Source organism: Streptomyces sp. yr375, assembly GCF_900110755.1.
GTDB lineage: Bacteria > Actinomycetota > Actinomycetes > Streptomycetales > Streptomycetaceae > Streptomyces.
Genome location: NZ_FOFF01000003.1, coordinates 230,222 through 251,141 on the forward strand (window position 1 = coordinate 230,222; position 20,920 = coordinate 251,141).

Consider the following 20,920-nt stretch of genomic DNA (forward strand, 5'->3'; position numbering starts at 1 on the left):
TCATCAGGTGCCCGGCGGCCACTCCCCGCCGAGAAGAGACGCTCGGCAGATGCGCCACTCCTGTCGGTCGTCATGCCGTCATCGCGTCTGGGCAGCGCGCAGAGCAAGGACGTGTAGGGGGAGAGGCGATCGGGCCGGGCGGCGGACGAAAACACGTTGGCGGGCTGCCGCCGAGCTGCGACGATGCCCCTGTTTCCCAGACGGAGGATATTTGTTCGTTTTCGTGTGTACGGGGTGCGGTGCCAGGCTGACCGCCCCACTGTCCGAGGTCGCGCTGCCGGTCCACGCCCATCAGAATTACGGGAACGGGATTCAGCTCCCGGTGCTCATGGAGTCGGGCACTTTCGCCGTGGAACCGGAGCCCTGGGGGCCGCCGTGGCGAAGGTGGGAGGAGATCGATCCGGACGAGGCGGCGGCACGCGGTATCCATGCGCCGGTCCACGCTCTGTCCGACGGCGCGCCCGGCGCGATCGTCATCGCACCCGGAGACACCCGTGCCACGGTGCTGATCCCGGAACGCGGCGGCGGCTACTGTTGCGGCCTCGGCTGGGGCGATGGCCCCAACATGGCCTGCGAGGCGTGTGGCCTGCCCGTGGCGAGCCGGATCGACGACTGCTCGACCTGGCAGGCGGTGTGGCTCGCCCCGGACGCCGTGCACCGCCTCCCCGTCGACGTCCCCTCCGAGGCCGCCGACACCACACCGCTTTCCTGGGCGGAGCTGACGGCCCAGGGGAAGGGCACGCCCCCGTTCGAACCGATCGGCAGATGGGGAGCACGGATCGGACCGAACTGCTGGTGGTCATGGAGCCCACAGTGGGAGGCGGCAGCCGGCCGGGCACTCGCCCACCTCCTGGCGGCGTCGCAGGGGCGACCCGTGACAGTCCCGGACGGCCTGGCCGAGGAAGTCTTCCAACGTGCCCTCGACACCCTGCTGCCCGCAGGTCCGCCGACGGCGCGCGCTGTTCTGGCCGGACCGGGACTGCCCGCCCCCGACACGGACGCCGACATACTCCTCGTGCCGACCCACCCACAGACCGGAGAAGCCTGGACCCCGGCCGGCGGCCCGGCATACCCAGTGCCAGTGCCAGTGCCAGTGCCAGTGCCAGTGCCGCTGCCTGTGCCCGTGGCGCTGCCGTTCGGGGTGTGGCTGTGGCTGGCCTTCCCCAAGCCGCACCTGCCCGTCCCCACGTCGGGCCGCATACCCGACGGCATTCTCCGCGACGACCCGCCCGCGCCGCGCCCCCACCACCTGTTTCGGATCGACCCCGGTGTGTTCCAGCACGCCCTGGTCCGACTGTCGGCCGTCCGCAGCCCGTGGCTGCGCGACATCCTCAGGAACTGCACGCAGCAGATGCGCGCCCGCATCTTCTAGTCAGCCGGCAGCAGGGCTCGGTGCGGGGCAGAGGCGCTAGCAGTCTCGGAGCACTGCCGACTGGTTCAGTACCTGCGCTCGTGTGGACGTGAAGCGGGCATAGGTCTCTCCGTTTCGTGCGCCGGGTCGGAAGGCGGCCACCCGGTGGCAGTTCTGGAAGGCCAGGGTGATGTCGAAGTGGCGTTCCAGGCTGCTGCGGATGGCGTCGCTGGCGAGGGCGCGCAGGAGTTGGCCGCGTTCCTGTTCGGAGGCGGGAGGGGTCTGGTTGTCGGCGAACTCGTTGATTCCGGCGTGGAGTCGAGTGGAGAGGTCGGCGATGAGCTCGTAGGCGTAGGGGAGGGACGTACGGACGGTGTCCACGAAGTCCTCCTCGCTGATGGCACCGGCTTCGGCCTCGGCGAGGAGCTTGGGGGAGACGTCGAGAGACATGGGGTGTCCTGTTCTTGTTGAGGTGGAGGCGGAGAGGGGGATGGAGATGGACTTCGGTCTCTGATAGCAGGTCTGTGATGGCTGGGGTCAGGGACGTCTCAGGTCAGGGATGGCGGGCCCGGGGTGAATTCCGGGTCCACCTGTGACGCCAGGTCCTGGCCGGTTGCCTGGTTGGCCCAGGAGTGGGCGTTGCGCAGGTGGAAGTCGACGGCGTGGCGGTGGAGGGTCGGCCAGTCCTTGCCGCGGGCGTCGACCGTTTCGCGCAGGATGGTCAGGGCGTGGCGGTTGGTGTCCTCCAGTTCGCCCTGGGGATTGCCCCGTTCGGCCGAGCGGACCCAGGGGGAGAGGACGAGGTGGGTGAGGAGGTCGTCGCCCACTTGCTCCTTCAGGAAGAGCAGATCGTCCTCGCCGGTCACCTTGTTTCCGACCACGGCGAGGGGGATGCCGAACTCGCGGGCGTGGTCGCGGTACTGGCGGTAGACGGAGACGCCCTTGCGGGTGGGTTCGGCCACCAGGAACGTCATGTCGAAGCGGGCGAACAGACCCGAGGCGAAGGCGTCGGCGCCGGCGGTCATGTCCATCACCAGGTACTCGCCGGGGCCGTCCACCAGGTGGCTCAGGTAGAGCTCCACCGCGCCGAGCTTGGAGTGGTAGCAGGCCACGCCCAGGTCGCCCTCGTCGAACTCGCCCGTCACCATCAGCGGCACCCCGCCCACCCGTTGGACATGGCGCGTGTGCAGCTCGTCGTCGCCCAGCAGGCGCAGCAGCCGGGAGCCGCGGCCCGGCGGGGTCGTCTTGACCATCGCCTCGCGGGAGGTGATCCGGGGGTTGGTGCCGCGCAGCAGATCCTTGATCTCGCCCAGGTGTGCGGCCAGAGGCGGGGCCGCGAAGGGCAGCGTCCCGGCCGTGGGGTCCAGCGCCTCGGACAGGTGCTGGTTGATGTCGCCGTCCACGGCCAGCACCGGTGCGCCGGACCGCGCCACCTGACGGGCGAACAGGGCCGACAGTGTCGTCTTGCCGCTGCCGCCCTTCCCCACGAATGCGACGCGCATCACTACACCGCCCTATTGAAAATGAATGTCATGTGGCTAGATTTAGGGGCGCGTCATGATCTCTGTCAAATCCGGGAGCAGGTGATTAAGTGATCAACCGTCGGCAGTTAATGCATAAGCTATGCAAGTGCGTGACTACTGCATCAGGCCTGCGGGCCCAGACGACCTGGACGGTGCCCGGGCTCTCATGCTCGACACCGTGTACCGCGATTTCGGCACCGGTTACGTGCCGCGCTGGCACGGCGACATCATCGACCCGGTCGCTGCCTACCTCCTCCCGGTCCGCCATACCCTGCTGGTCGCGATCGAGGGCGGGGGCCGTGAAGGGGGTGCGGGTGGTGAGGTCGTCGCCACGGCGGCCCTGGACTCGCGCGGTCCCGTGTACCCGCCTAACCCGCGCCATGTCGCCGAGCGCTACCCGTCCGGCGCGACCGCGCAACTGCGCCGCGTGTACGTCCGTCGGGAGCATCGTCGGCGCGGCCTCGCCCGGCGGCTGGTCGGCGAACTCCTCGCCTTCGCGGTCGCGGACGGCGGCTATCGCTCCGTCTATCTGCACACCGATCCGGCCGTGGAAGGGGCCGAGGGGTTCTGGCGGTCGCTCGGCACCGTCGTGCACGACGAGCGGGAGAAGGCGAACGGCGGTCAGGGCGTCGTGCACTTCGACGTCCCCCTCGACGCCCTCGTCCCCACCTCTTCCGTCGCGACCTCCTCGTCTGTCGTGGCCTCCGTGACCCCCGTGGGTTCCGCGACAGCCATTACCTCCGCCATCTCCTCCACCTCTTCCGTCCCCGATCCCCGTTCTCAGCCTCGTTCCCAGCCCCGTCCCACAGACCGGTAGCCTCATGCCCTTGCTCAGCCGTTCCCGTCGGTCCCTTCGTCCCCGGCTTCTTGCCGCCTTTCTCCTCACCCCGCTCCTCGCCGGTTGTTTCGCCTCGCCCTCCGGTGACGACGGTGAGGGGTCCGGCGGTGGCGGCGGGTCCCGGCTGCGCGTCGCTCTCGCCTTCCCGCCCGCCGAGAACCTCTCTCCGTACGGCGCCGACGCGACGATCCTCAGTCGGCTCGGGGTCACCGAGGGGCTGACCGTCCTCGACGCCAACGGTGCCGCCGCCCCCGCGCTCGCCGCGTCCTGGCGTCGCGAGGACGACCGGACCTGGCTGTTCACCCTGCGCGAGGCCAGGTTCCAGGACGGTACGGAGGTCACGGCCGCCGCCGTCGCCGCCTCCCTCACCCGCGCCACCCAGGCCAAGCCCGCCCCGGCCGCGCTCTCCGGTGTCACCCTCACCGTGAAGGCGGAGGGCGACACCGGCGTACGGGTCGCCACCGCCGCCCCCGACCCCGTCCTGCCGCTGCGGCTGTCCAGCCCCAGCCTCGCCGTCCTCGCCCCCAAGGCGTACGGCGCGAAGGGCGCCGTCGACCCGGTCGGTACGGCCACCGGCCCCTTCAAGATCGCCAAGGTGGCCGGCGCCACGGCCGCCGACCTCGTCCGCTTCGACGACTACTGGGGCGGCCGGGCCCAGGCCTCCGGCATCGACGTGCGATTCATCGCCGACGGCACGGCCCGCGCCAACGCCCTGCGTACCGGGCAGGTCGACCTCGCGGAGTCGATACCCGTCGCCCAGGCCGCGACCCTCGACGCGGACAGCCGCCGCGAGACCGCCACGACCCGCACCGCCAGCCTGCTCCTCAACACGAAGTCCGGCGTCTTCAAGGACCCGGCGCTGCGCGCCGCTGCCCGCGCGGCCGTCGACACCTCCGCCCTCGCCAAGGGCGTCTACGAGGGTCACGCCGACGCCGGCGTCGGCATCTACGGCCCCGCCGTCACCTGGGCCGCCGGCAAGCGCGTCCAGCCCATCGGACGGGCGAAGGCCGGCAGCCCCGGCGGTGCCGCCATCACCGTCGCCACCTATGACAACCGGCCCGAACTCCCGGAAGTCGCGCAGGTGTTGAAGCAGCAGTTGGAGAAGGCCGGGTTCAAGGTGAAGCTGGAGGTGCGGGAGTACTCGCGGTTGGAGAGCGACGCGCTTGCCGGGAAGTTCGACGCCGTCGTCGGCGCGCGCAACAGCCTTCTCGACACCGGTGACCCCGTCGGCGTCCTGGCCAGCGACTACACCTGCGCCGGCGGCTACAACCTCGCGCTGCTGTGCGACAAGGCCGTCGACCGGGCCGTCGCCACGGCGCAGTCGACCGCCGACACCGACAAGCGGCAGGACGCCGCCATGGCCGCCGAGGCCTTGATACTCGGCACCGACGCCGTCGTCCCGCTGGTCCACCAGCGCGTCATCACCGGCGTCGGCGCCAAGGTCAGCGGGATGCTCCTCGACCCGTACGAGCGCACTCTCGTCGGCACCGGGACCCGGCGCTGACGGCATGAGGAGCAGGGTGGGCACGCTGCTGTGGCGTGCCGGACTGGCCGCGCTGCTGGTGTGCGGGATCGGGCTGCTGCCCTGGCTCTCGCGCACCGACCCGGCGCTCACCGTACTGAAGGCGCGGTCCGCCGACCGTGACGCCACCCCCGAGGTGCTCGCCGACATCCGGGCCCAACTCGGCCTGGACGACGGCCCGTTGCACCTCCTCGGGCAGTGGCTCGCGGGGTTGCCGCGCGGGGACGCGGGGCGGTCGTGGATCTCCGGCACCGAGGTCATGCCCGACGTTCTGCAAGCTCTGGGCGTGTCGCTGCTGTTGGTGGCGGTGGCGCTGACGGTCGCCGTCGTCACCGCCGCCGGGGTGTGCGCCCGCACCCTGTACCTCGGTGCGCGGCGCGGCCTCGACGGGCGGCCCGCCGGCGGCTCCGGCTCCGCCGTGCTCGCCGCGCTGCCGGAGTTCCTCACCGCCTCCGTCCTCGCCACGGTGGTCGGCGTGCAGTGGGGGTGGCTGCCCGCCCTCGGCTGGTACGGCCCGCAGTGGACCGTGCTGCCCGCGCTCGCTCTCGGCCTGCCCGCCGGGGCGGTGCTGGGCCGCCTGCTCGACGACCAACTGCCCGCCGCCTTCGCCGAACCCTGGGCGCTCGCCGCCGCCGCGCGCGGACTGCCCGGCCGCAGCATCGCCCGCAAGGCGCTGCGCCGCTGCGTGCCCGGACTGCTGCCCAACCTCGGGCTGTTCGTCGTGGGCCTGACCGGCGGGTCCGTCGCCGTCGAGCAGATCTTCGACATACCCGGGCTCGGCCGGACCACCCTCCAGGCGGCGATCGCCCAGGATCTGCCCGTCCTCCAGGCAGGCACCCTCGTGCTCGTCGCCCTCGCGGCCGTCACCACCGGCGCAGCCCGCCTCGCCGCCCGGCTGATCATCGGGCCCGCCCTGCGCGACGGCGCGCTGCATACACTCCACCGGCCACCGCCGACGGCCCGCAGGATCCTGCCTCTCGCATACAGTCTCCTGTTGTTCGTCGTCATCGCCCTCGGGCTGCCCCGCGACCCGCTTGCCCTCGACACCCGCGCCCGTCTCCAACCTCCCTCTACCGCCCACCCGTTCGGCACGGACGCGCTCGGCCGCGACGTCCTCGCCCGGGTCGCGCACGGCGCTCTCGACACCCTGCTGCTCGCCCTCGCCATCAGCGCGATCGCGCTCACCGCCGGGATCCTGCTCGGGCTGGCGCCCCGGCTGTCCGGGCCGCTCGTCGACACCGTCAACGCCGTACCGCCCGTGCTCGCCGCGCTCCTCGTCGCCGCGGTGTGGGGCAGCGGGCCCACGACGCCCGTCCTGGCCGTGGCCGTCGTGGCCTGGGCGCCGCTCGCCGCGCACACCTCCGCGCTGCTGCGGGAGGAACGGGCCACCGTCCATCTGACCGCCACCCGCGCCCTCGGCGCCGGCCCCTGGTACCTGCTGAGGAGCGAACTCCTGCCCGCCGCCCTGCCGCCCGTCGCCCGCCACGCCCTCCTGCGCCTGCCCGGCATCGCCCTGGCCCTGGCCTCCCTCGGCTTCCTCGGCCTCGGCGCTCAGCCGCCGTCCCCCGAGTGGGGCCTGCTCCTCGCCGAGAACCAGCCCTACGCCGAACGCGCCCCCTGGGCCGTCCTCGCCCCCGCCACCGTCCTCGCCCTCCTCGGCGCCCTCGCCGTCACCGCCGCCGGAGCACTGCGCCTGCCACGACGACGTCGTACGGCAGACCCCGAAGGGCCCGCAGACCCCGCAGGTCCCCTGGATCCTGCGGACTCCATAGGTCCCGCAGGTCCACGTGCCGGTGAACCGCCCGCTCCCGAAGCTAAGTTGGCGGGTGCCCGGTGACGCCACCCGTGCCCCCGTTCCCGCCGTCGCCCCCGCCCTCGCCCGCGGCCGTGCCTGCGCCCACGCCGGCGTCCGCGCCCGTGAAGGCGCAACTCTCGCCGCTGCTGCGGCTGCTGATACTCACTCAACTCGCCTTCAACATCGGCTTCTTCGCCGTCCTGCCGTTTCTCGCCGAGCATCTGGGCGGCGCGGTCGGGATGGCGGGCTGGCTGGTCGGGTTCGTGCTGGGGTTGCGGACCTTCAGCCAGCAGGGGCTGTTCGTGGTCGGCGGGGCGTTGGCCGACCGGTACGGCGTGCGGCCCGTCGTCCTCGCCGGATGCGCGCTGCGCATCGCCGGGTTCGGCTGGCTCGGGTACGCGGAGCAGCCCTGGACGGTCGTCGGGGCGGTGCTGCTGATCGGGTTCGCCGCCGCGCTGTTCTCGCCCGCCGTCGAGTCCGAGGTGGCCCGGCAGGCCGTCCTGCACGAGGAGGCGGGCGGCGGATCGCGGACCCGGGTGCTGGCGCTGTTCACGGTCGCCGGGCAGGCCGGGGCGTTCGTCGGCCCGCTGCTCGGCGCGCTGCTCCTGGAGCTCGACTTCCGTGCGGTGTGCCTGGCCGGAGCCGGGGTCTTCGTCGTCGTCCTCGCCGCGCACGCGTGGCTGCTGCCGCAGCACATACCCGGCCGCACCCGCGTCGAGGTGCGCGGTGGCATCGGCCCGCTGCTGCGCAACCGCCGTTTCCTCGCCCTGTGTTGCGCGTACGGCGCCTATCTCCTCGCCTACAACCAGCTCTATCTCGCCCTGCCCGCCGAGGTGGAGCGGGCGGCCGGTTCGCAGGCGCCGCTGGCCTGGCTGTTCGCGCTGTCGTCGGTGCTGGTGGTGACCGCCCAACTGCCGGTCACCCGGTGGGTGGGGGAGCGGCTGAGCCTGCGCCGCTCGATGACGGCCGGGCTCGTACTGATCGCCGCCGGGTTCGCCGTCGTGGCCGCCGCTCTGCCCGCCGGGTGGACCGGGACGGCCGGGCTCCTGCCCGCGGCCGGTTTCGTCGTCCTGCTCACCCTCGGTCAGATGCTCGTCGCGCCCGCGGCCCGCTCCTGGGTGCCCGACCTCGCCGAGGACGGCCGGCTCGGCCTCTACACCGGGGCGCTCTCCTCGGTCTCCGGGCTGATCGTGCTGATCGGCAGCGCGGTCACCGGCACCCTCCTCGACACCCGGCTGCCGCCGGCCGTGCCCTGGCTCCTCCTGGCCGCCGTACCGGCCGCCGCCGTCCTGCTGCTCCCGCGCGCAGCGCCCCGCCGGGGATGAACGCGGGAGCGACGGCCGACGTACCAGTCGGACGTGGGAGGATCCCTCACCATGAACGCGTCCCCGGCGGTCCGGAGCCTGCGCGCCGCGGTGTTCGCCGCGCTGTGCGTGCTGCTGGCCGCCGCCGGGCACGGACTCGCCACGGGTGACCCGCCGCCGCTCTCGGCGGACGGCGCCGGATTCCTGGCCGTCTTCGCCGCCGGGTGGCTGCTCGGCGCGCGGGAGCGCTCGCTGCCCGGCATCGGAGCGGCCATGCTCACCACCCAGGCCGGCCTGCACGTCGCCTTCGACGCGGCCCGCGCCCGTACGACGGCGCAGACCATGCCCGCGATGTCCCCGATGAACATGACGTCCGCGCCCGGCATGCACCTGCACCACCTCCAGCCGCTGCACACCCACACGGCCACGGCCGCCCATGTCCTGGCCGCGCTCGCCGCCTCCTGGTGGCTGCGGCGCGGGGAGGCCGCCCTGTGGTCGCTGCTGCGCTGGGCGGTCGCGTTCCTGCCGGGCCTCGCCGCCTGGTGGCGGGACACCCCCGCCCCGCCGCCCGTGCCGGCCCTCCCGCCCGCCGCCCCGGCCCCGGCTCCGGCCCCGCCCCGGCGGTCGCTGCTCCGGCACGCCGTGAGCCGCCGCGGACCGCCCGCCCCGATCCCGTACGCGATCTGAACCCGGGCCGGACCCGGAGTCGTACGCACACCACTCCCGTTCCGGCCGCACCCACACTCTTCAGGTACGGAGATCACCCACCCATGTCCACGACACGCCTCGCCCTGCGCCGTGCCGGTCTCGGCGCCGTACTCGCCGCCGCCGCGGTCCTCGCCGCCGCCGGCGCCGCCTCCGCGCACGTCACCGTCCACCCCGAGGCCTACGCCAAGGGCGCCACCGACGGCCTCCTCAGCTTCCGGGTGCCCAACGAGGAGGACACCGCGAGCACCACCAAGGTCCAGGTCTTCCTGCCCACCGACCACCCCGTGCTCGGCGTGCTGGTCCACCCGCAGGACGGCTGGACCGCGAAGGTGACCACCACGAAGCTCAAGACCCCGGTCAAGACCGACGACGGCACCATCACCGACGCCGTCTCCGAGATCACCTGGACCGGCGGGAAGATCGGCGCGGGCCAGTACGAGGACTTCGACGTCGCCTTCGGCCAACTTCCCGACGACACCGGCCAGTTGGCGTTCAAGACCCTCCAGACCTACTCCGACGGCAAGACCGTCCGCTGGATCGAGGAGGCCGCGGCGGGCGCGGACGAGCCGGAGAACCCGGCACCCGTGCTGAAGCTGACAGCGGCGACGGACACGGCGGACCCGGCCGACGCGAAGAGCACCGAGACCGGCAAGCCCCAAGCCGCCGCCACCTCCACGTCCGCCTCGGCCGCCGCGAGTGACTCCACCGCCCGTGGACTGGGCGTCGCCGGGCTGATCGTCGGCGTCCTGGGCCTCGCCGCAGCCGCCTTCGCCGTCGTACGGACGCGGTCGACACGCTCGTAGCACCGGGCATGCGTAAGGCCCGGACCGAGTACGGTCCGGGCCTTTGCACATCAACTGCGCATCAACCGCACATCAACGGGTGGGGCTGTCGCTACACCAGCTCCAGCACCTGCTGCTTCTTCTCCTGCTTCTTCTCCTGGTCCTTCTCCTGGTCCTTCTCCGTCGCCGTGCGGGTCGTGGGGCGCGAGGTGCGCCACAGCCACAGGACGTCGCGGCCGAAGGACCACACCAGGGAGCCCAGCGCCAACAGGACGACGGCGAAGTTGGCCGCGTACGGCAGGAGGTTCGCGCCCGCCAGCAGCAGGAGGACGCCCTGGAGGGCGGCGACCGTCTTGCGGGCGGTGCTCGGCGGGAGCGGGGCGTTGAGCCAGGGGGCGACCCGGGCCGCGGCGACGAAGACGTAGCGCATGCCGCCGATGAGGAGGACCCACGGGCCCAGCGCCATCGAGACGTACACGCTGAGCACCAGGATCAGGAACGCGTCGACCTCCATGTCGAAGCGTGCGCCGAGCGCCGTCGAGGTGTTGGTGCGCCGGGCGACCTTGCCGTCGACGCCGTCGAGGATCAGGGCGACGGCCGTCAGGCCGACCAGCAGGGTGACCGGCGGGGCGCTCTCGAAGGAGTCCGCGACCAGCGCGGTCACGCCGCCGACCAGCGTCGCCCGGCCGAGCGTGACGCGGTTGGCCGGGCCGAACGTGCGCAGGCTCGAGCGGTGCAGCGCCCGGGAGAGCACGGCCCAGGTGGCGATGGCGAAGACGAGACCGGTGACCCAGCCCGCCGGCCCCATGCCGATCGCCGTGCCGAGCAGGGCCAGCAACAGGATCTGAACGCCCGCTCCCACAGCGGTCTCCTGCTGGACCGGCCTTGCGTCGTAAATGTTGTTCAGGGCCACCGCACGTTCCTCCGGCCAGATGACAGAGATGATCAGTGCCGCGTACTGTGCGCGGACTGTGCACACCTCGGTACGTGAACAGGCTGCCGATCGTTCAGGAGGATGTGGATGTCGATCACCGCACGTGCGTTCTGGGTCACCTCTCCGGGTGAAGGAGAGATCCGCGACGTGGTCCTTCCGGCCCTGGCCGAGGGCGAGGTCCTGGTGCGTTCGCTGTGGTCCGGCGTCAGCCGCGGCACGGAGACCCTCGTCTTCCGCGGCGGGGTGCCCGACAGCCAGCACGCGGTCATGCGGGCGCCGTTCCAGGAGGGCGACTTCCCGGCGCCCGTGAAGTACGGCTACCTCAACGTCGGCGTGGTGGAGGACGGCCCGGCGGCGCTGGTCGGGCGCACGGTCTTCTGCCTCTACCCGCACCAGACGCGGTACGTCGTCCCGGCGACGGCCGTCACGGTCGTACCGGACTCCGTGCCGGCCGAGCGCGCCGTGCTCGCCGGCACCGTCGAGACGGCCGTCAACGCGCTGTGGGACGCGGCGCCGCTGGTCGGCGACCGGATCGCGGTGGTCGGCGGCGGCATGGTCGGCTGCTCGGTGGCCGCGCTGCTGGCCCGCTTCCCCGGCGTCCGCGTGCAGTTGGTGGACGCCGATCCGGCGCGGGCGAAGGTCGCCGAGGCCCTGGGCGTCGACTTCGCCGCCCCCGAGGACGCCCGCGGCGGCCTCGACCTCGTCGTGCACGCCAGTGCCACCGAACAGGGCCTCGCCCGGTCCCTGGAACTGCTGGCGGCCGAGGGCACGGTCCTCGAACTGAGCTGGTACGGCGACCGGAAGGTCTCGCTGCCGCTCGGCGAGGACTTCCACTCCCGGCGGCTGGTCATCCGCAGCAGTCAGGTCGGCACCGTCTCCCCGGCCGGTCGCGCCGGCCGTACCTACGCCGACCGGCTCGCGCTCGCCCTGGAGTTGCTGGCCGATCCGGCGCTCGACGTGCTGGTCACGGGGGACAGCGCCTTCGAGGAACTGCCCGAGGTGCTGCCCAAACTCGCGTCGGGTGAGATTCCGGCGCTGTGTCACCGCGTCAGGTATGAACAGAGTGAGATGTGAACAGCGTCAGGTATGAACATCCGAACAAGAGCGCCTGACCTGAGAAAAGAGTGAGATGGGGCTGAACAGGGGGAAGCCAAGAGCCGTACTAGACGGTATCCCCCGGCAGCCAACGGTCGGGGGACCAGAGGCGCCGCACCTGGAGGGTCGTCCGTTGTTCAGTGTCACCGTCCGCGATCACATCATGATCGCCCACAGCTTCCGCGGCGAGGTCTTCGGACCCGCGCAGCGCCTGCACGGAGCGACGTTCCTCGTGGACGCCACCTTCCGCCGTGAGCAGCTCGACGACGACAACATCGTCGTCGACATCGGGCTGGCCACGCAGGAGCTCGGCGCCGTGGTGAGCGAGCTGAACTACCGCAACCTCGACAACGAGCCCGACTTCGCCGGGGTCAACACGTCGACGGAGTTCCTGGCCAAGGTCATCGCCGACCGGCTCGCGGAGCGGATCGACAAGGGCGCGCTCGGCGAGGGCGCCCGGGGCATCGCCGCCCTCTCCGTCACGCTGCACGAGTCGCATGTCGCCTGGGCGAGTTACGAGCGTGCGCTGTGACCGACGTGACCCTGGAGAAGGCCGTGCAGACCGCGCCGGCCGTGCAGGCGGCCGTGCAGACCGTGCAGGCGGCGTCGCTCGCGTACGTGCCCGCGCAGCCGCCGCTTCCCAAGATCGGCGGGATCATCCCCATGTCCCTGCGCTCCGTGCACTTCGTGATGCCCGGCGGGGTCGACGACCCGGCGAACCCGAGCGGCGGCAACGCCTACGACCGGCGGCTGTGCCTGGATCTGCCCGGCTTCGGCTGGCAGGTCCACAAGCACCTGGTGTCCGGTTCCTGGCCGCGCCCGGAGGCGGCCGCCCGCGCCGATCTGGCGCGCACGCTGCGGGAGTTCCCCGACGGCACGGTCGTCCTGCTCGACGGGCTGGTCGCCTGCGGGGTGCCGGAGATCATCGCCCCCGAGGCGGAGCGGCTGCGGCTGGTCGTCCTCGTCCACCTGCCGCTCGGTGACGAGCGGGGCATCGCGCCCGAGGTGGCGGCCGAACTCGACGCCAAGGAGCGGGCCGTGCTGCGGGCCGTCCCCGCCGTCGTCGCCACCAGCGACTGGGCGGTCCGCCGCCTCGTCTCCCACCACGGCCTCGCCCCCGAGCGGGTGCACGTCGCCGCCCCCGGCGCCGACATCGCGCCGCTTGCCTCCGGCACCGACGGTGTCTCCCGGCTGCTGTGCGTGGCCGCCGTGACCCCGCGCAAGGGCCAGCACCGCCTGGTCGAGGCGTTGGCCGCGGCGAAGGACCTGCCGTGGAGCTGCGTGTGCGTCGGCGGCCTCGGGCAGGACCCGGAGTACGTCGCCCACCTGCGCGGCCTCATCGCCAAGCACGGCCTCGAGGACCGGCTGGAGCTGGCAGGCCCGAAGGCGGGCGCCCAACTGGACGCCGCCTACGCCGCCGCCGACCTGATGGTCCTCACCTCCTACGCCGAGACGTACGGCATGGCCGTCACCGAGGCGCTCGCCCGAGGCATCCCCGTCCTCGCGACGGACGTCGGCGGGCTGCCCGAGGCGGTCGGCCGCGCCCCCGACGGCGGTGTCCCCGGCATCCTCGTCCCGCCGGAGGACCCGGCCGCCCTCGCGGCCGAACTGCGCGGCTGGTTCGGCGAGGCCGATGTGCGGCGCCGCCTGAAGGCCGCCGCGCGGGGCCGCCGGGCCGCTCTGAACGGCTGGGCGACCACCGCCCAGCGCCTGGCCGGCGTCCTGGGCCGGCTTCCCCGCGAACCCCGGAGGGCGGCATGAGGAAGACGACGGCGACACCGGCCGACGTGGCACGACGCGGGGTCGGCATCCCGGCACAGCCGGGCCGGACGGAGGCCGTTGCCGTGGTGGAAGCCGTGGTTCCGGACGAGTCCGCAGGTACCGACTCCGCAGACATCGACTCCGCGGGTACCGACTCCGCGCCGGAGGCGGTTGCTTCCGCCGCCGCGCAGGCCATCGCGCAGTCGGTCATCGCCGGTGCCGGTCCGGTGGGCCGGCCCGGTGAGCGGCCCACCGTGCGGCTGCGCGACAGCGGGCCGGACGAGCAGCCGCGGTACGCCCCCGAGTGGCTGGAGCTGCGCGAGCCCGCCGACGCCGCCGCCCGCTCGATGGAGCTGCTGGACCCGCTGCGGATCCGGCTCGCCAACCTGCCCGGCCGCAGCGGGCTGACCATCCACGACCTGGGCTGCGGCACCGGCTCGATGGGCCGCTGGCTGGCCCCCCGGCTGGACGGCGCCCAGCACTGGGTGCTGCACGACCGCGACCCCTACCTGCTGCACTTCGCGGCCGTCGCCTCCCCGAAGGCGGCCGCCGACGGCAGCCGGGTCACCGTCGAGACGCGGCGCGGAGACGTCGCCCGGCTCACCCCGGACGCCCTGCTCGGCGCTTCCCTGGTCACCGCGTCCGCGCTGCTCGACGTCCTCACCCGCGAGGAGGTCGAGACGCTCGCCGCGGCCTGTGCGGGCGCGGGCTGCCCGGCGCTGCTGACGCTCTCGGTCGCCGGCCGCGTCGAACTCAGCGCGCCGGACCCGCTGGACGCGGAGATCGCCGCCGCCTTCAACGACCACCAGCGGCGCGGCGGCCTCCTCGGCCCCGACTCGGTGACCATGGCCTGCGAGGCGTTTGCCGCGCACGGCGCGACCGTCAAGGTGCACCCGAGCGCCTGGCGGCTCGGCCCCGAGAGCGCCGCCCTCACCGCGCAGTGGCTGCGCGGCTGGGTCGGCGCGGCCGTCGAGGAACGCCCCGCGCTCGCCGAGCGCGCCGAGTCCTACCTGGCCGCCCGGCTGGCGGCCTGCGCGGCGGGCGAACTGCACGTCACCGTTTACCACAGCGACCTGCTGGCACTGGCCCGGCCGACGGGCGGGGCCGGATGAGCACGGAGACGGTGGGCCCACGGGTGCGGACCGCCGCACCCGTGGTGCGGGGCGCGCAGGCCGGGCCGGTCCTGCGACGGCCCCCGCGCAGCCCGTCGGTGGCCCGCACCGGCGCCGCCGTGTCCGACGCCCGCATCGGAGTCATCGTGACCGAACAGCGCCCGACGAAGTCCTCCCGGCTGCGCGCCCTGCTCGGCAACCGCGCCGTGCGCACCCACTTCGGGACCGTCGCCGGCGTCGTCATCCTCACCGCCCTGCTGTGGCGGCTGGGCACCGGCGTCTTCCTCGACGGACTGCGCCGGATCGACGTACCGACCCTGCTGGTCGCGCTCGGGATCGGCGCGCTCACCACCGTGTTCAGCGCCTGGCGGTGGGCGCTGGTCGCCCGCGCGCTGCGCATCCGGCTGCCGCTCGGCCCGGCCGTCGCCGACTACTACCGGGCCCTGTTCCTCAACGCGGCCCTGCCCGGCGGCGTCCTGGGCGACGTGCACCGCGCGGTGCGGCACGGGCAGAGCGCCGGTGACGTCGGGCGCGGGGTGCGGGCCGTGGTCCTGGAGCGCACCGCGGGACAGCTCGTGCTGGTCGTGGCCGGCGTGACGGTCCTGCTGACGCTGCCGTCGCCGGTCCTGGCGGACGCCCGCCAGGCCGCCCCGCTGGTCCTGCTGGCCGGGGTGGGCGCGCTCGCCGTCTTCCTCGCCGTCCGGATGAACTCCTCGGCGGCGCGCCGCGGCGGCCGGCTGCGGGCGACGCTGACCGAGGCGCGCGAGGGGCTGCTGTCGCGGCGCAACGGGCCGGGCGTCGCCGTGTCGTCGGCGGTCGTGCTGAGCGGGCACCTCGGCATGTTCGTGGTGGCCGCCCGGGTCGCCGGCTCCGGGGCGTCCGTCCTCGCGCTGCTGCCGATCGCCGTCCTCGCCCTGCTCGCCATGGGCCTGCCGCTGAACGTCGGCGGCTGGGGCCCCCGCGAGGGCGTCACCGCCTGGGCGTTCGGCGCGGCCGGCCTCGGCGCGAGCACCGGCCTCGCGGTCTCCATCGTGTACGGCGTGCTCAGCTTCGTCGCCGCGCTGCCGGGGGCGTTCGTCCTGGTCGTCCGCTGGTACGCGGGCCTGCGGGCTGCACGTGCCGAGGGCACGGTGACCGACGAAACGATCCGCCCCGAGGGCGACGCCGAGCAGCGCTATGACGACGGCGCAGTGCCGTCCGCGTCAGCGGCTTTGGCATCGGCTCCCTCGGTATCGGCCTTTTCGGTTTCCGAATGCGCCGAAGTCACCAATGAGAAATACGCGCCGAAGGAATCCGCCAGGCTCGCCAGGAGTTCCTTCCCCTTTTCCGCCGACCCCAGGGAAGGACGGCCGATGACGCCCGAATCGGTATAGGCGGACATTCCCAGCGTGAGCAGATGACGGCGGTCGTCCGCGACGAAATCGGCCGACTCGTAACCGGGCCGGACGAGTTCGGGGTGGGCGTGCAGCAGGATCGACGTCTCGATCTCCCCGGCGTGCATGTCGGTGAGCAGCGAGGTCTCGATTCCGGACCACTCCAGCGCCGCCTCCCAGTCCTCCGGGGCCGGGAACAGCGCCATCCGTTCACCCGCGGCGGAGGACTCCTGGACGACATTGCCCAGGACGTAGTTCCCGCCGTGTCCGTTGACCAGCACCAGGGCCTCGACGCCCGAGCGGCGCAACGATGCCGCAATGTCCCGTACCACCGCGTGAAGGGTCACGGAGGAGATGCTGACGGTCCCCGGCCAGGCCGCGTGCTCGTGCGAGCAGGCGATGGTCACCGGCGGAAGAAGGTGCACCGGGTACGCCTCGGCGATCTCCCGGGCGATGGCGCAGGCCACCAGTGTGTCCGTGGCCAACGGCAGGTACGCGCCGTGCTGTTCGAAGCTTCCGACGGGCAGGACCGCCACCTGTGACGGGACGCCGGCACCCCGGGTCCGTACGTCTTCGGTCGTGTCCGTCGGCACCAGTCCGTACGTCGCCGACGCCGCCGACCGTATTTCCGAACCACTCATCTTTTCCCGGCCCTTCGTCTCTGCTTAGGAACCAGATCATGACAGATAACATTGGCGTACTCGGCACGAAGACCCCCCAGCGCACCGGTGTGGAACGCGTGGTGAATGCGCCTTTGCCCACCGTGTACGGCAATTTCCAGGCGGTCGGCTACCTGGACCACGACCGCGGCGACGAACAGGTCGCGCTGGTCTACGGGGAGATCGGCGAAGAGGACGTGCTGACCCGGCTGCACTCGGAGTGCCTGACCGGCGACGCGTTCGGTTCCCAGCACTGCGAGTGCGGCGACCAGTTGGAGTCCGCGCTGCGGGCGGTCGTCGCCGAGGGCCGCGGCATAGTCGTCTACCTGCGCGGGCACGAGGGCCGCGGCATCGGGCTGCTGGGCAAGCTGCGGGCGATGGCGCTCCAGGCGGAGGGCCTGGACACGGTCGAGGCGAACGTGGCGCTCGGCTTCCCGGTGGACGCCCGCGACTACAAGGTGGCCGCCGACATCCTGCGCGACCTCGGCGTGCGCTCGGTCCGCCTGATGTCGAACAACCCGCGCAAGCGCGAGGCGCTGGTGCACAACGGCATCCTGGTCGCCGAGGAAGTGCCGCTGCTGATCGAGCCGTGCGAGAGCAACATCACCTACCTGCGCACCAAGCGGGAGCGCCTGGACCACCGGCTGCCCCACCTCGACGCGGTCGCCCACTGGTCCTGAGCACGCTTCGCCCCACCGCCCGGCGGGGTAGGGATGTGGGCGATCACGGCGTACGACAGCCTCGGCACCGGCGAACGGGCCGGGGCCGCCGCCGAAAGGAGCCGCTCGCGTGAACACACATGCCTCGGTCGTCGTCATCGGCGGCGGAGTGATGGGCACCAGCATCGCCTACCACCTCGCCGCCGCGGGCGTCCGTGACGTCCTGCTCCTCGAACGCGACGAACTCGGCGCGGGCTCGACCTCGAAGGCCGCGGGAGGCGTGCGCGCCCAGTTCTCCGACGAGCTGAACATCCAGCTCGGGGCGCGCAGCCTGGAGGCGTTCGGGCGGTTCGGCGAGGAGATCGGCCACGACATCGGGCTGCACCGGGTCGGCTACCTCTTCCTGCTGTCCACCCCGCAGGAGGTCGCCCACTTCGAGACGAGCGTGCGGCGGCAGAACGCGCTCGGGGTGCCCAGCCGGCTCATCGACCCGGCCGAGGCGCAGCGCCTCTCCCCGCTGATCAGGACCGACGGGTTACTCGCGGCCGCGTACTCGCCCGACGACGGCCACTGCACCCCCGAAGCCGTCGTCCACGGGTACGCGGCCGCCGCCCGCCAGTGCGGTGCCCGCATCCTGCGGCACACCGCCGTCACCGGCATCGAACGGCAGGGCGACGCCATCACCGCCGTGCGGACCACCCTCGGCCCGATCAGCACGGACACGGTGATCTGCGCGGCCGGCGCCTGGTCCAGGGCCGTCGGCGCGATGGCCGGCGTCGACCTGCCGGTGGAGCCGCTGCGCCGCCAGATCGCGGTCACCGAACCGGTCCCCGCCCTCCCGCCGGACCTCCCCATGACCATCGACTTCACCAGCAGCCTCTACTTCCACCGGGAGGGCCCCGGCCTGCTGGTCGGCATGTCCGACCCGGACGAACGCCCCGGCTTCGCCACCGACACCCACGACCGGTGGATCCCGCGCCTCGCCGCCGCCCTGGAACACCGCGCCCCCACCCTCCTCGACCTGCGCCGCACCGGCGGCTGGGCGGGCCTGTACGAGGTCACCCCGGACCACAACGCCCTGATCGGCGAGGCGTCCTCGGTATCCCGTTTTCTGTATGCGACCGGCTTCTCCGGCCACGGTTTCCTCCAGGGCCCGGCGGTCGGCGAGGTCGTCCGCGACCTGTACCTGGGCCGCGTACCCTTCGTGGACGTCACCCCCCTGAGCGCCGACCGCTTCGCGGACGACGCCCCGCGTCCGGAGGTCAACCGCGTATGACCGAACTGCATCTGTGGCTGCGTCACGAGACCCGCACCACCGAACGGCGCACCCCGGTCGTCCCCGACGACGCCCGCCGCCTCGTCGAGGCCGGTGTGGCACTGACCGTCGAGGACTCCCCGCAGCGCGTCCACCCGACCCGGGAGTACGAGGCCGTCGGCGCCCGCATCGCCCCCGCCGGCTCCTGGACGTCCGCGCCGCCCGACACGGTCGTCCTCGGCCTCAAGGAACTCCCGGACGAGCCAGCCGAATTGACGCACCGTCACATCTTCTTCGGGCACGCCTACAAGCAACAGCCGGGCGCCGCTACCCTGTTGCGCCGGTTCGCCGCCGGGGGCGGTGCGCTGCTCGACCTGGAGTACCTGGCCGACGGCCACGGCCGCCGCCTCGCCGCCTTCGGCTTCTGGGCGGGCTACCTGGGCGCTGCCCTGGCGGTCCTGCAACACAGGGGCAGGCTGCTCGCCCCGCTGCGTCCCACGGAGAAGGGCGAGTTGGACGAGACGCTGCGCCCGGCCCCCGGCGACGAGGAGTTCACCGCGCTCGTCGTCGGCGCCCTGGGCCGCAGCGGCCGGGGCGCACGGGCCGCGTTCGCCGTCGCCGGCTGCGACCCCACCTGCTGGGACCTGGCCGAGACCCGCGACCTGGACCGCGCCGCGCTGCTGGCCCACGACGTGCTGGTCAACTGCGTCCTCGCCACGACCCCGGTGCCGCCGTTCGTCCGCGAGGCGGACCTCGACGACCCGGCCCGCCGACTGCGCACCCTCTCCGACGTCACCTGCGACGTCGGCTCGCCCCTCAACGTCCTGCCGGTGTACGACCGCACCACCGAGTGGACGGACCCGGTGCGCCGCCTGCGCAAGGAGCCCCCGCTCGACCTCATCGCCATCGACAACCTGCCGTCCCTGCTGCCCCGCGAGTCCAGCGCCGACTTCTCGGCGGATCTGACGCCCCACCTGCTGGACCTCGGCGACGGCGAGGGCGCCGGCGTCGACGGGCCGTGGGGGCGCTGCCTGGACCGTTTCCGCGAGGCGGCGGCCCGTGAACTCGGCGTGCCGGAAGGGGAGTTCGGCCGTGTCTGACCTCGTTCCCGGGACCGGCACCGTCCACTGGGTCGGCGCCGGTCTCTCCACCGGCAGCGGCCTCGCCGACCTGTGCGCCCGCACCGACCGGGTACGGCTGTGGCACCGCACGGTGGAGCGGGCGGCGCAGGCGCTGGCCGGTCTCGGCCTGACCGGACGCGTCGAGCCGCGCGCGTACACCCTCGACGCGCTCACGGCCGAACTGGCCCCCGGGGACGTCGTGGTGTCGATGCTGCCCGCGCCCGAACACGCCCCGCTGCTGTCGGCGTGCGTGGCCCGGCGGGCCCACTTCGCCTGCTCCAGCTATGTGTCGGACGCGGTCCTGGAGCAGGCGCCTGCCGCCGCCGAGGCCGGGCTCGTCGTCCTCACCGAGGCCGGCCTCGACCCGGGCATCGACCACCTCTTCGCGCACGCCCTCGTCGCCCGCGCCCGGGAGGCGATCGGCGACGACACGGCGGCCTCGTACCGGCTCACCTCGTACTGCGGCGGCATACCCGCCGTCCCCAACGACTTCAGGTACCGCTTCAGTTGGGCGCCCCTCGGAGTCCTCAACGCGCTGCGCTCGCCCGCGCGTTATGTCGAGGACGGCACCGAGACCGTGGTCGACCGGCCGTGGGAGGCCACGCGCGGACACCTCGTCGACGGCGAGACCTTCGAGGTCTACCCCAACCGCGACAGCGTCCCCTTCATCGAGCAGTACGAACTGCCGCAGGCCTGGAAGCCGCAGACCTTCGTGCGCGGCACCCTGCGCCTCGACGGCTGGCTGCGTGCCTGGGACGCGGTGTTCGCGGAGCTGAAGGCGGGCGACGACGCCCGGATCGCCGCCCTGGCACGGGAGTTGGCGGCTGCTTACCCCACTACGGACGCCGACCACGACCGCGTGGTCCTGGCCGTGTCGCTCACCGTCGAGACGGACAACGGCCGTTCCTGGTCGGGCAGTTGCCTCCTGGACCTGGAAGGCGACCAGAAGGAGAGCGCGATGGCCCGCTGCGTGTCCCGGCCCCTCGCCCTCGGCGTCCGCCACATCCTGGACGGCTCCCTGCCACCGGGACTGAGCCGGGCGGCGGAGACGGCGGAGCGCTCGCAACAGTGGCTGAGCGAACTCGGCACGGAGGGACTGGAGTTCACAGTGCACGTCGACGACTGACC

At 73.1% G+C, this 20,920-nt stretch carries 19 protein-coding genes and 1 pseudogene; 16 read left to right on the forward strand and 4 right to left on the reverse strand.

Annotation, left to right across the window (positions count from 1 at the left end):
• Positions 1–211 precede the first annotated feature (211 nt).
• Positions 212–1,372, forward strand: a complete 1,161-nt coding sequence (locus BMZ82_RS05430) for a hypothetical protein (RefSeq protein WP_093772216.1) — start codon at positions 212–214, stop codon at positions 1,370–1,372.
• A gap of 36 nt (positions 1,373–1,408) precedes the next feature.
• On the opposite strand, the gene BMZ82_RS05435 is transcribed toward BMZ82_RS05430, so the two are convergent.
• The gene (locus tag BMZ82_RS05435; RefSeq protein ID WP_093772218.1) at positions 1,409–1,801 is read right to left on the reverse strand and encodes an SCO5389 family protein; all 393 of its coding nucleotides are present in this window, start codon (positions 1,799–1,801) and stop codon (positions 1,409–1,411) included.
• A gap of 98 nt (positions 1,802–1,899) precedes the next feature.
• On the reverse strand, positions 1,900–2,853 hold the full coding sequence (locus BMZ82_RS05440; RefSeq protein ID WP_093772220.1) for an ATP-binding protein: 954 nt from the start codon (positions 2,851–2,853) through the stop codon (positions 1,900–1,902).
• Between the two features lie 127 nt (positions 2,854–2,980).
• On the opposite strand from BMZ82_RS05440, the gene BMZ82_RS05445 reads away from it, so the two are divergent.
• From BMZ82_RS05445 to BMZ82_RS05470, 6 genes are all read left to right on the forward strand, one after another.
• On the forward strand, positions 2,981–3,691 hold the full coding sequence (locus tag BMZ82_RS05445) for a GNAT family N-acetyltransferase (protein ID WP_093772222.1): 711 nt from the start codon (positions 2,981–2,983) through the stop codon (positions 3,689–3,691).
• A 4-nt stretch (positions 3,692–3,695) separates the two neighbouring features.
• A complete protein-coding gene (locus BMZ82_RS05450) occupies positions 3,696–5,216 on the forward strand; it encodes an ABC transporter substrate-binding protein (RefSeq protein ID WP_093772224.1) in 1,521 nt (506 codons plus the stop codon).
• A gap of 4 nt (positions 5,217–5,220) precedes the next feature.
• Positions 5,221–7,071, forward strand: coding sequence for an ABC transporter permease subunit (locus tag BMZ82_RS05455; RefSeq protein WP_256251773.1), 1,851 nt, complete (start codon positions 5,221–5,223; stop codon positions 7,069–7,071).
• A gap of 50 nt (positions 7,072–7,121) precedes the next feature.
• Positions 7,122–8,354 carry an MDR family MFS transporter gene (locus BMZ82_RS05460; RefSeq protein ID WP_093772472.1) on the forward strand — a complete coding sequence of 411 codons (1,233 nt, stop codon included), beginning with the start codon at positions 7,122–7,124 and terminating at the stop codon, positions 8,352–8,354.
• Between the two features lie 51 nt (positions 8,355–8,405).
• Positions 8,406–9,020: a hypothetical protein gene (locus BMZ82_RS05465; protein ID WP_093772226.1), complete on the forward strand. Its 615-nt coding sequence runs from the start codon at positions 8,406–8,408 to the stop codon at positions 9,018–9,020.
• An 83-nt stretch (positions 9,021–9,103) separates the two neighbouring features.
• Complete coding sequence (locus BMZ82_RS05470; RefSeq protein WP_093772228.1) at positions 9,104–9,844, forward strand: YcnI family protein; 741 nt, start codon at positions 9,104–9,106, stop codon at positions 9,842–9,844.
• A gap of 91 nt (positions 9,845–9,935) precedes the next feature.
• Here BMZ82_RS05470 and BMZ82_RS05475 read toward each other — a convergent pair whose 3' ends face one another.
• Positions 9,936–10,736, reverse strand: a complete 801-nt coding sequence (locus tag BMZ82_RS05475) for a CDP-alcohol phosphatidyltransferase family protein (RefSeq protein WP_256251774.1) — start codon at positions 10,734–10,736, stop codon at positions 9,936–9,938.
• Between the two features lie 108 nt (positions 10,737–10,844).
• Between BMZ82_RS05475 and BMZ82_RS05480 the strand changes: the two genes are divergently transcribed.
• The 5 genes and pseudogenes from BMZ82_RS05480 to BMZ82_RS05500 all read left to right on the forward strand — a co-directional run.
• On the forward strand, positions 10,845–11,831 hold the full coding sequence (locus BMZ82_RS05480; RefSeq protein WP_093772230.1) for a zinc-dependent alcohol dehydrogenase: 987 nt from the start codon (positions 10,845–10,847) through the stop codon (positions 11,829–11,831).
• 154 nt (positions 11,832–11,985) lie between these two features.
• On the forward strand, positions 11,986–12,384 hold the full coding sequence (locus BMZ82_RS05485) for a 6-pyruvoyl trahydropterin synthase family protein (RefSeq protein ID WP_093772232.1): 399 nt from the start codon (positions 11,986–11,988) through the stop codon (positions 12,382–12,384).
• Positions 12,381–13,613, forward strand: coding sequence for a glycosyltransferase family 4 protein (locus tag BMZ82_RS05490; RefSeq protein WP_093772234.1), 1,233 nt, complete (start codon positions 12,381–12,383; stop codon positions 13,611–13,613). The genes BMZ82_RS05485 and BMZ82_RS05490 overlap by 4 nt, the downstream gene beginning before the upstream one ends.
• Positions 13,610–14,725, forward strand: a complete 1,116-nt coding sequence (locus BMZ82_RS05495) for a trans-aconitate methyltransferase (RefSeq protein ID WP_093772236.1) — start codon at positions 13,610–13,612, stop codon at positions 14,723–14,725. The genes BMZ82_RS05490 and BMZ82_RS05495 overlap by 4 nt, the downstream gene beginning before the upstream one ends.
• Positions 14,722–15,735, forward strand: a pseudogene (locus tag BMZ82_RS05500) (YbhN family protein); the annotation flags it as partial. The gene BMZ82_RS05495 and the pseudogene BMZ82_RS05500, both read left to right, overlap by 4 nt.
• 164 nt (positions 15,736–15,899) lie before the next feature.
• Here BMZ82_RS05500 and BMZ82_RS05505 read toward each other — a convergent pair.
• Positions 15,900–16,739, reverse strand: coding sequence for a creatininase family protein (locus tag BMZ82_RS05505; protein WP_093772238.1), 840 nt, complete (start codon positions 16,737–16,739; stop codon positions 15,900–15,902).
• Positions 16,740–16,777: 38 nt separating this feature from the next.
• Here BMZ82_RS05505 and ribA point away from each other — a divergent pair, with 38 nt between their 5' ends.
• The 4 genes from ribA (at position 16,778) to BMZ82_RS05525 (ending at position 20,918) form a co-directional block, all read left to right on the forward strand.
• The gene (gene ribA, locus BMZ82_RS05510) at positions 16,778–17,437 is read left to right on the forward strand and encodes a GTP cyclohydrolase II (RefSeq protein ID WP_093772240.1); all 660 of its coding nucleotides are present in this window, start codon (positions 16,778–16,780) and stop codon (positions 17,435–17,437) included.
• 109 nt (positions 17,438–17,546) lie between these two features.
• Entirely contained in the window at positions 17,547–18,692 is a 1,146-nt protein-coding gene (locus BMZ82_RS05515) for an NAD(P)/FAD-dependent oxidoreductase (RefSeq protein ID WP_093772242.1), read from the forward strand.
• Complete coding sequence (locus BMZ82_RS05520; protein WP_093772244.1) at positions 18,689–19,771, forward strand: saccharopine dehydrogenase; 1,083 nt, start codon at positions 18,689–18,691, stop codon at positions 19,769–19,771. The genes BMZ82_RS05515 and BMZ82_RS05520 overlap by 4 nt, the downstream gene beginning before the upstream one ends.
• Entirely contained in the window at positions 19,764–20,918 is a 1,155-nt protein-coding gene (locus tag BMZ82_RS05525; protein ID WP_093772246.1) for a saccharopine dehydrogenase family protein, read from the forward strand. Before BMZ82_RS05520 ends, BMZ82_RS05525 begins: the two co-directional genes overlap by 8 nt.
• Positions 20,919–20,920: the final 2 nt, after the last annotated feature.

Excerpts from the sequence above, each read along its gene's own strand:
- BMZ82_RS05435 (WP_093772218.1), bottom strand. The coding sequence starts at position 1,801 with ATGTCTCTCGACGTCTCCCCCAAGCTCCTCGCCGAGGCCGAAGCCGGT.
- BMZ82_RS05440 (WP_093772220.1), bottom strand. The coding sequence starts at position 2,853 with ATGCGCGTCGCATTCGTGGGGAAGGGCGGCAGCGGCAAGACGACACTG.
- BMZ82_RS05450 (WP_093772224.1), top strand. The coding sequence starts at position 3,696 with ATGCCCTTGCTCAGCCGTTCCCGTCGGTCCCTTCGTCCCCGGCTTCTT.
- BMZ82_RS05455 (WP_256251773.1), top strand. The coding sequence starts at position 5,221 with ATGAGGAGCAGGGTGGGCACGCTGCTGTGGCGTGCCGGACTGGCCGCG.
- BMZ82_RS05465 (WP_093772226.1), top strand. The coding sequence starts at position 8,406 with ATGAACGCGTCCCCGGCGGTCCGGAGCCTGCGCGCCGCGGTGTTCGCC.
- BMZ82_RS05470 (WP_093772228.1), top strand. The coding sequence starts at position 9,104 with ATGTCCACGACACGCCTCGCCCTGCGCCGTGCCGGTCTCGGCGCCGTA.
- BMZ82_RS05480 (WP_093772230.1), top strand. The coding sequence starts at position 10,845 with ATGTCGATCACCGCACGTGCGTTCTGGGTCACCTCTCCGGGTGAAGGA.
- BMZ82_RS05495 (WP_093772236.1), top strand. The coding sequence starts at position 13,610 with ATGAGGAAGACGACGGCGACACCGGCCGACGTGGCACGACGCGGGGTC.
- BMZ82_RS05505 (WP_093772238.1), bottom strand. The coding sequence starts at position 16,739 with ATGAGTGGTTCGGAAATACGGTCGGCGGCGTCGGCGACGTACGGACTG.
- ribA (WP_093772240.1), top strand. The coding sequence starts at position 16,778 with ATGACAGATAACATTGGCGTACTCGGCACGAAGACCCCCCAGCGCACC.
- BMZ82_RS05520 (WP_093772244.1), top strand. The coding sequence starts at position 18,689 with ATGACCGAACTGCATCTGTGGCTGCGTCACGAGACCCGCACCACCGAA.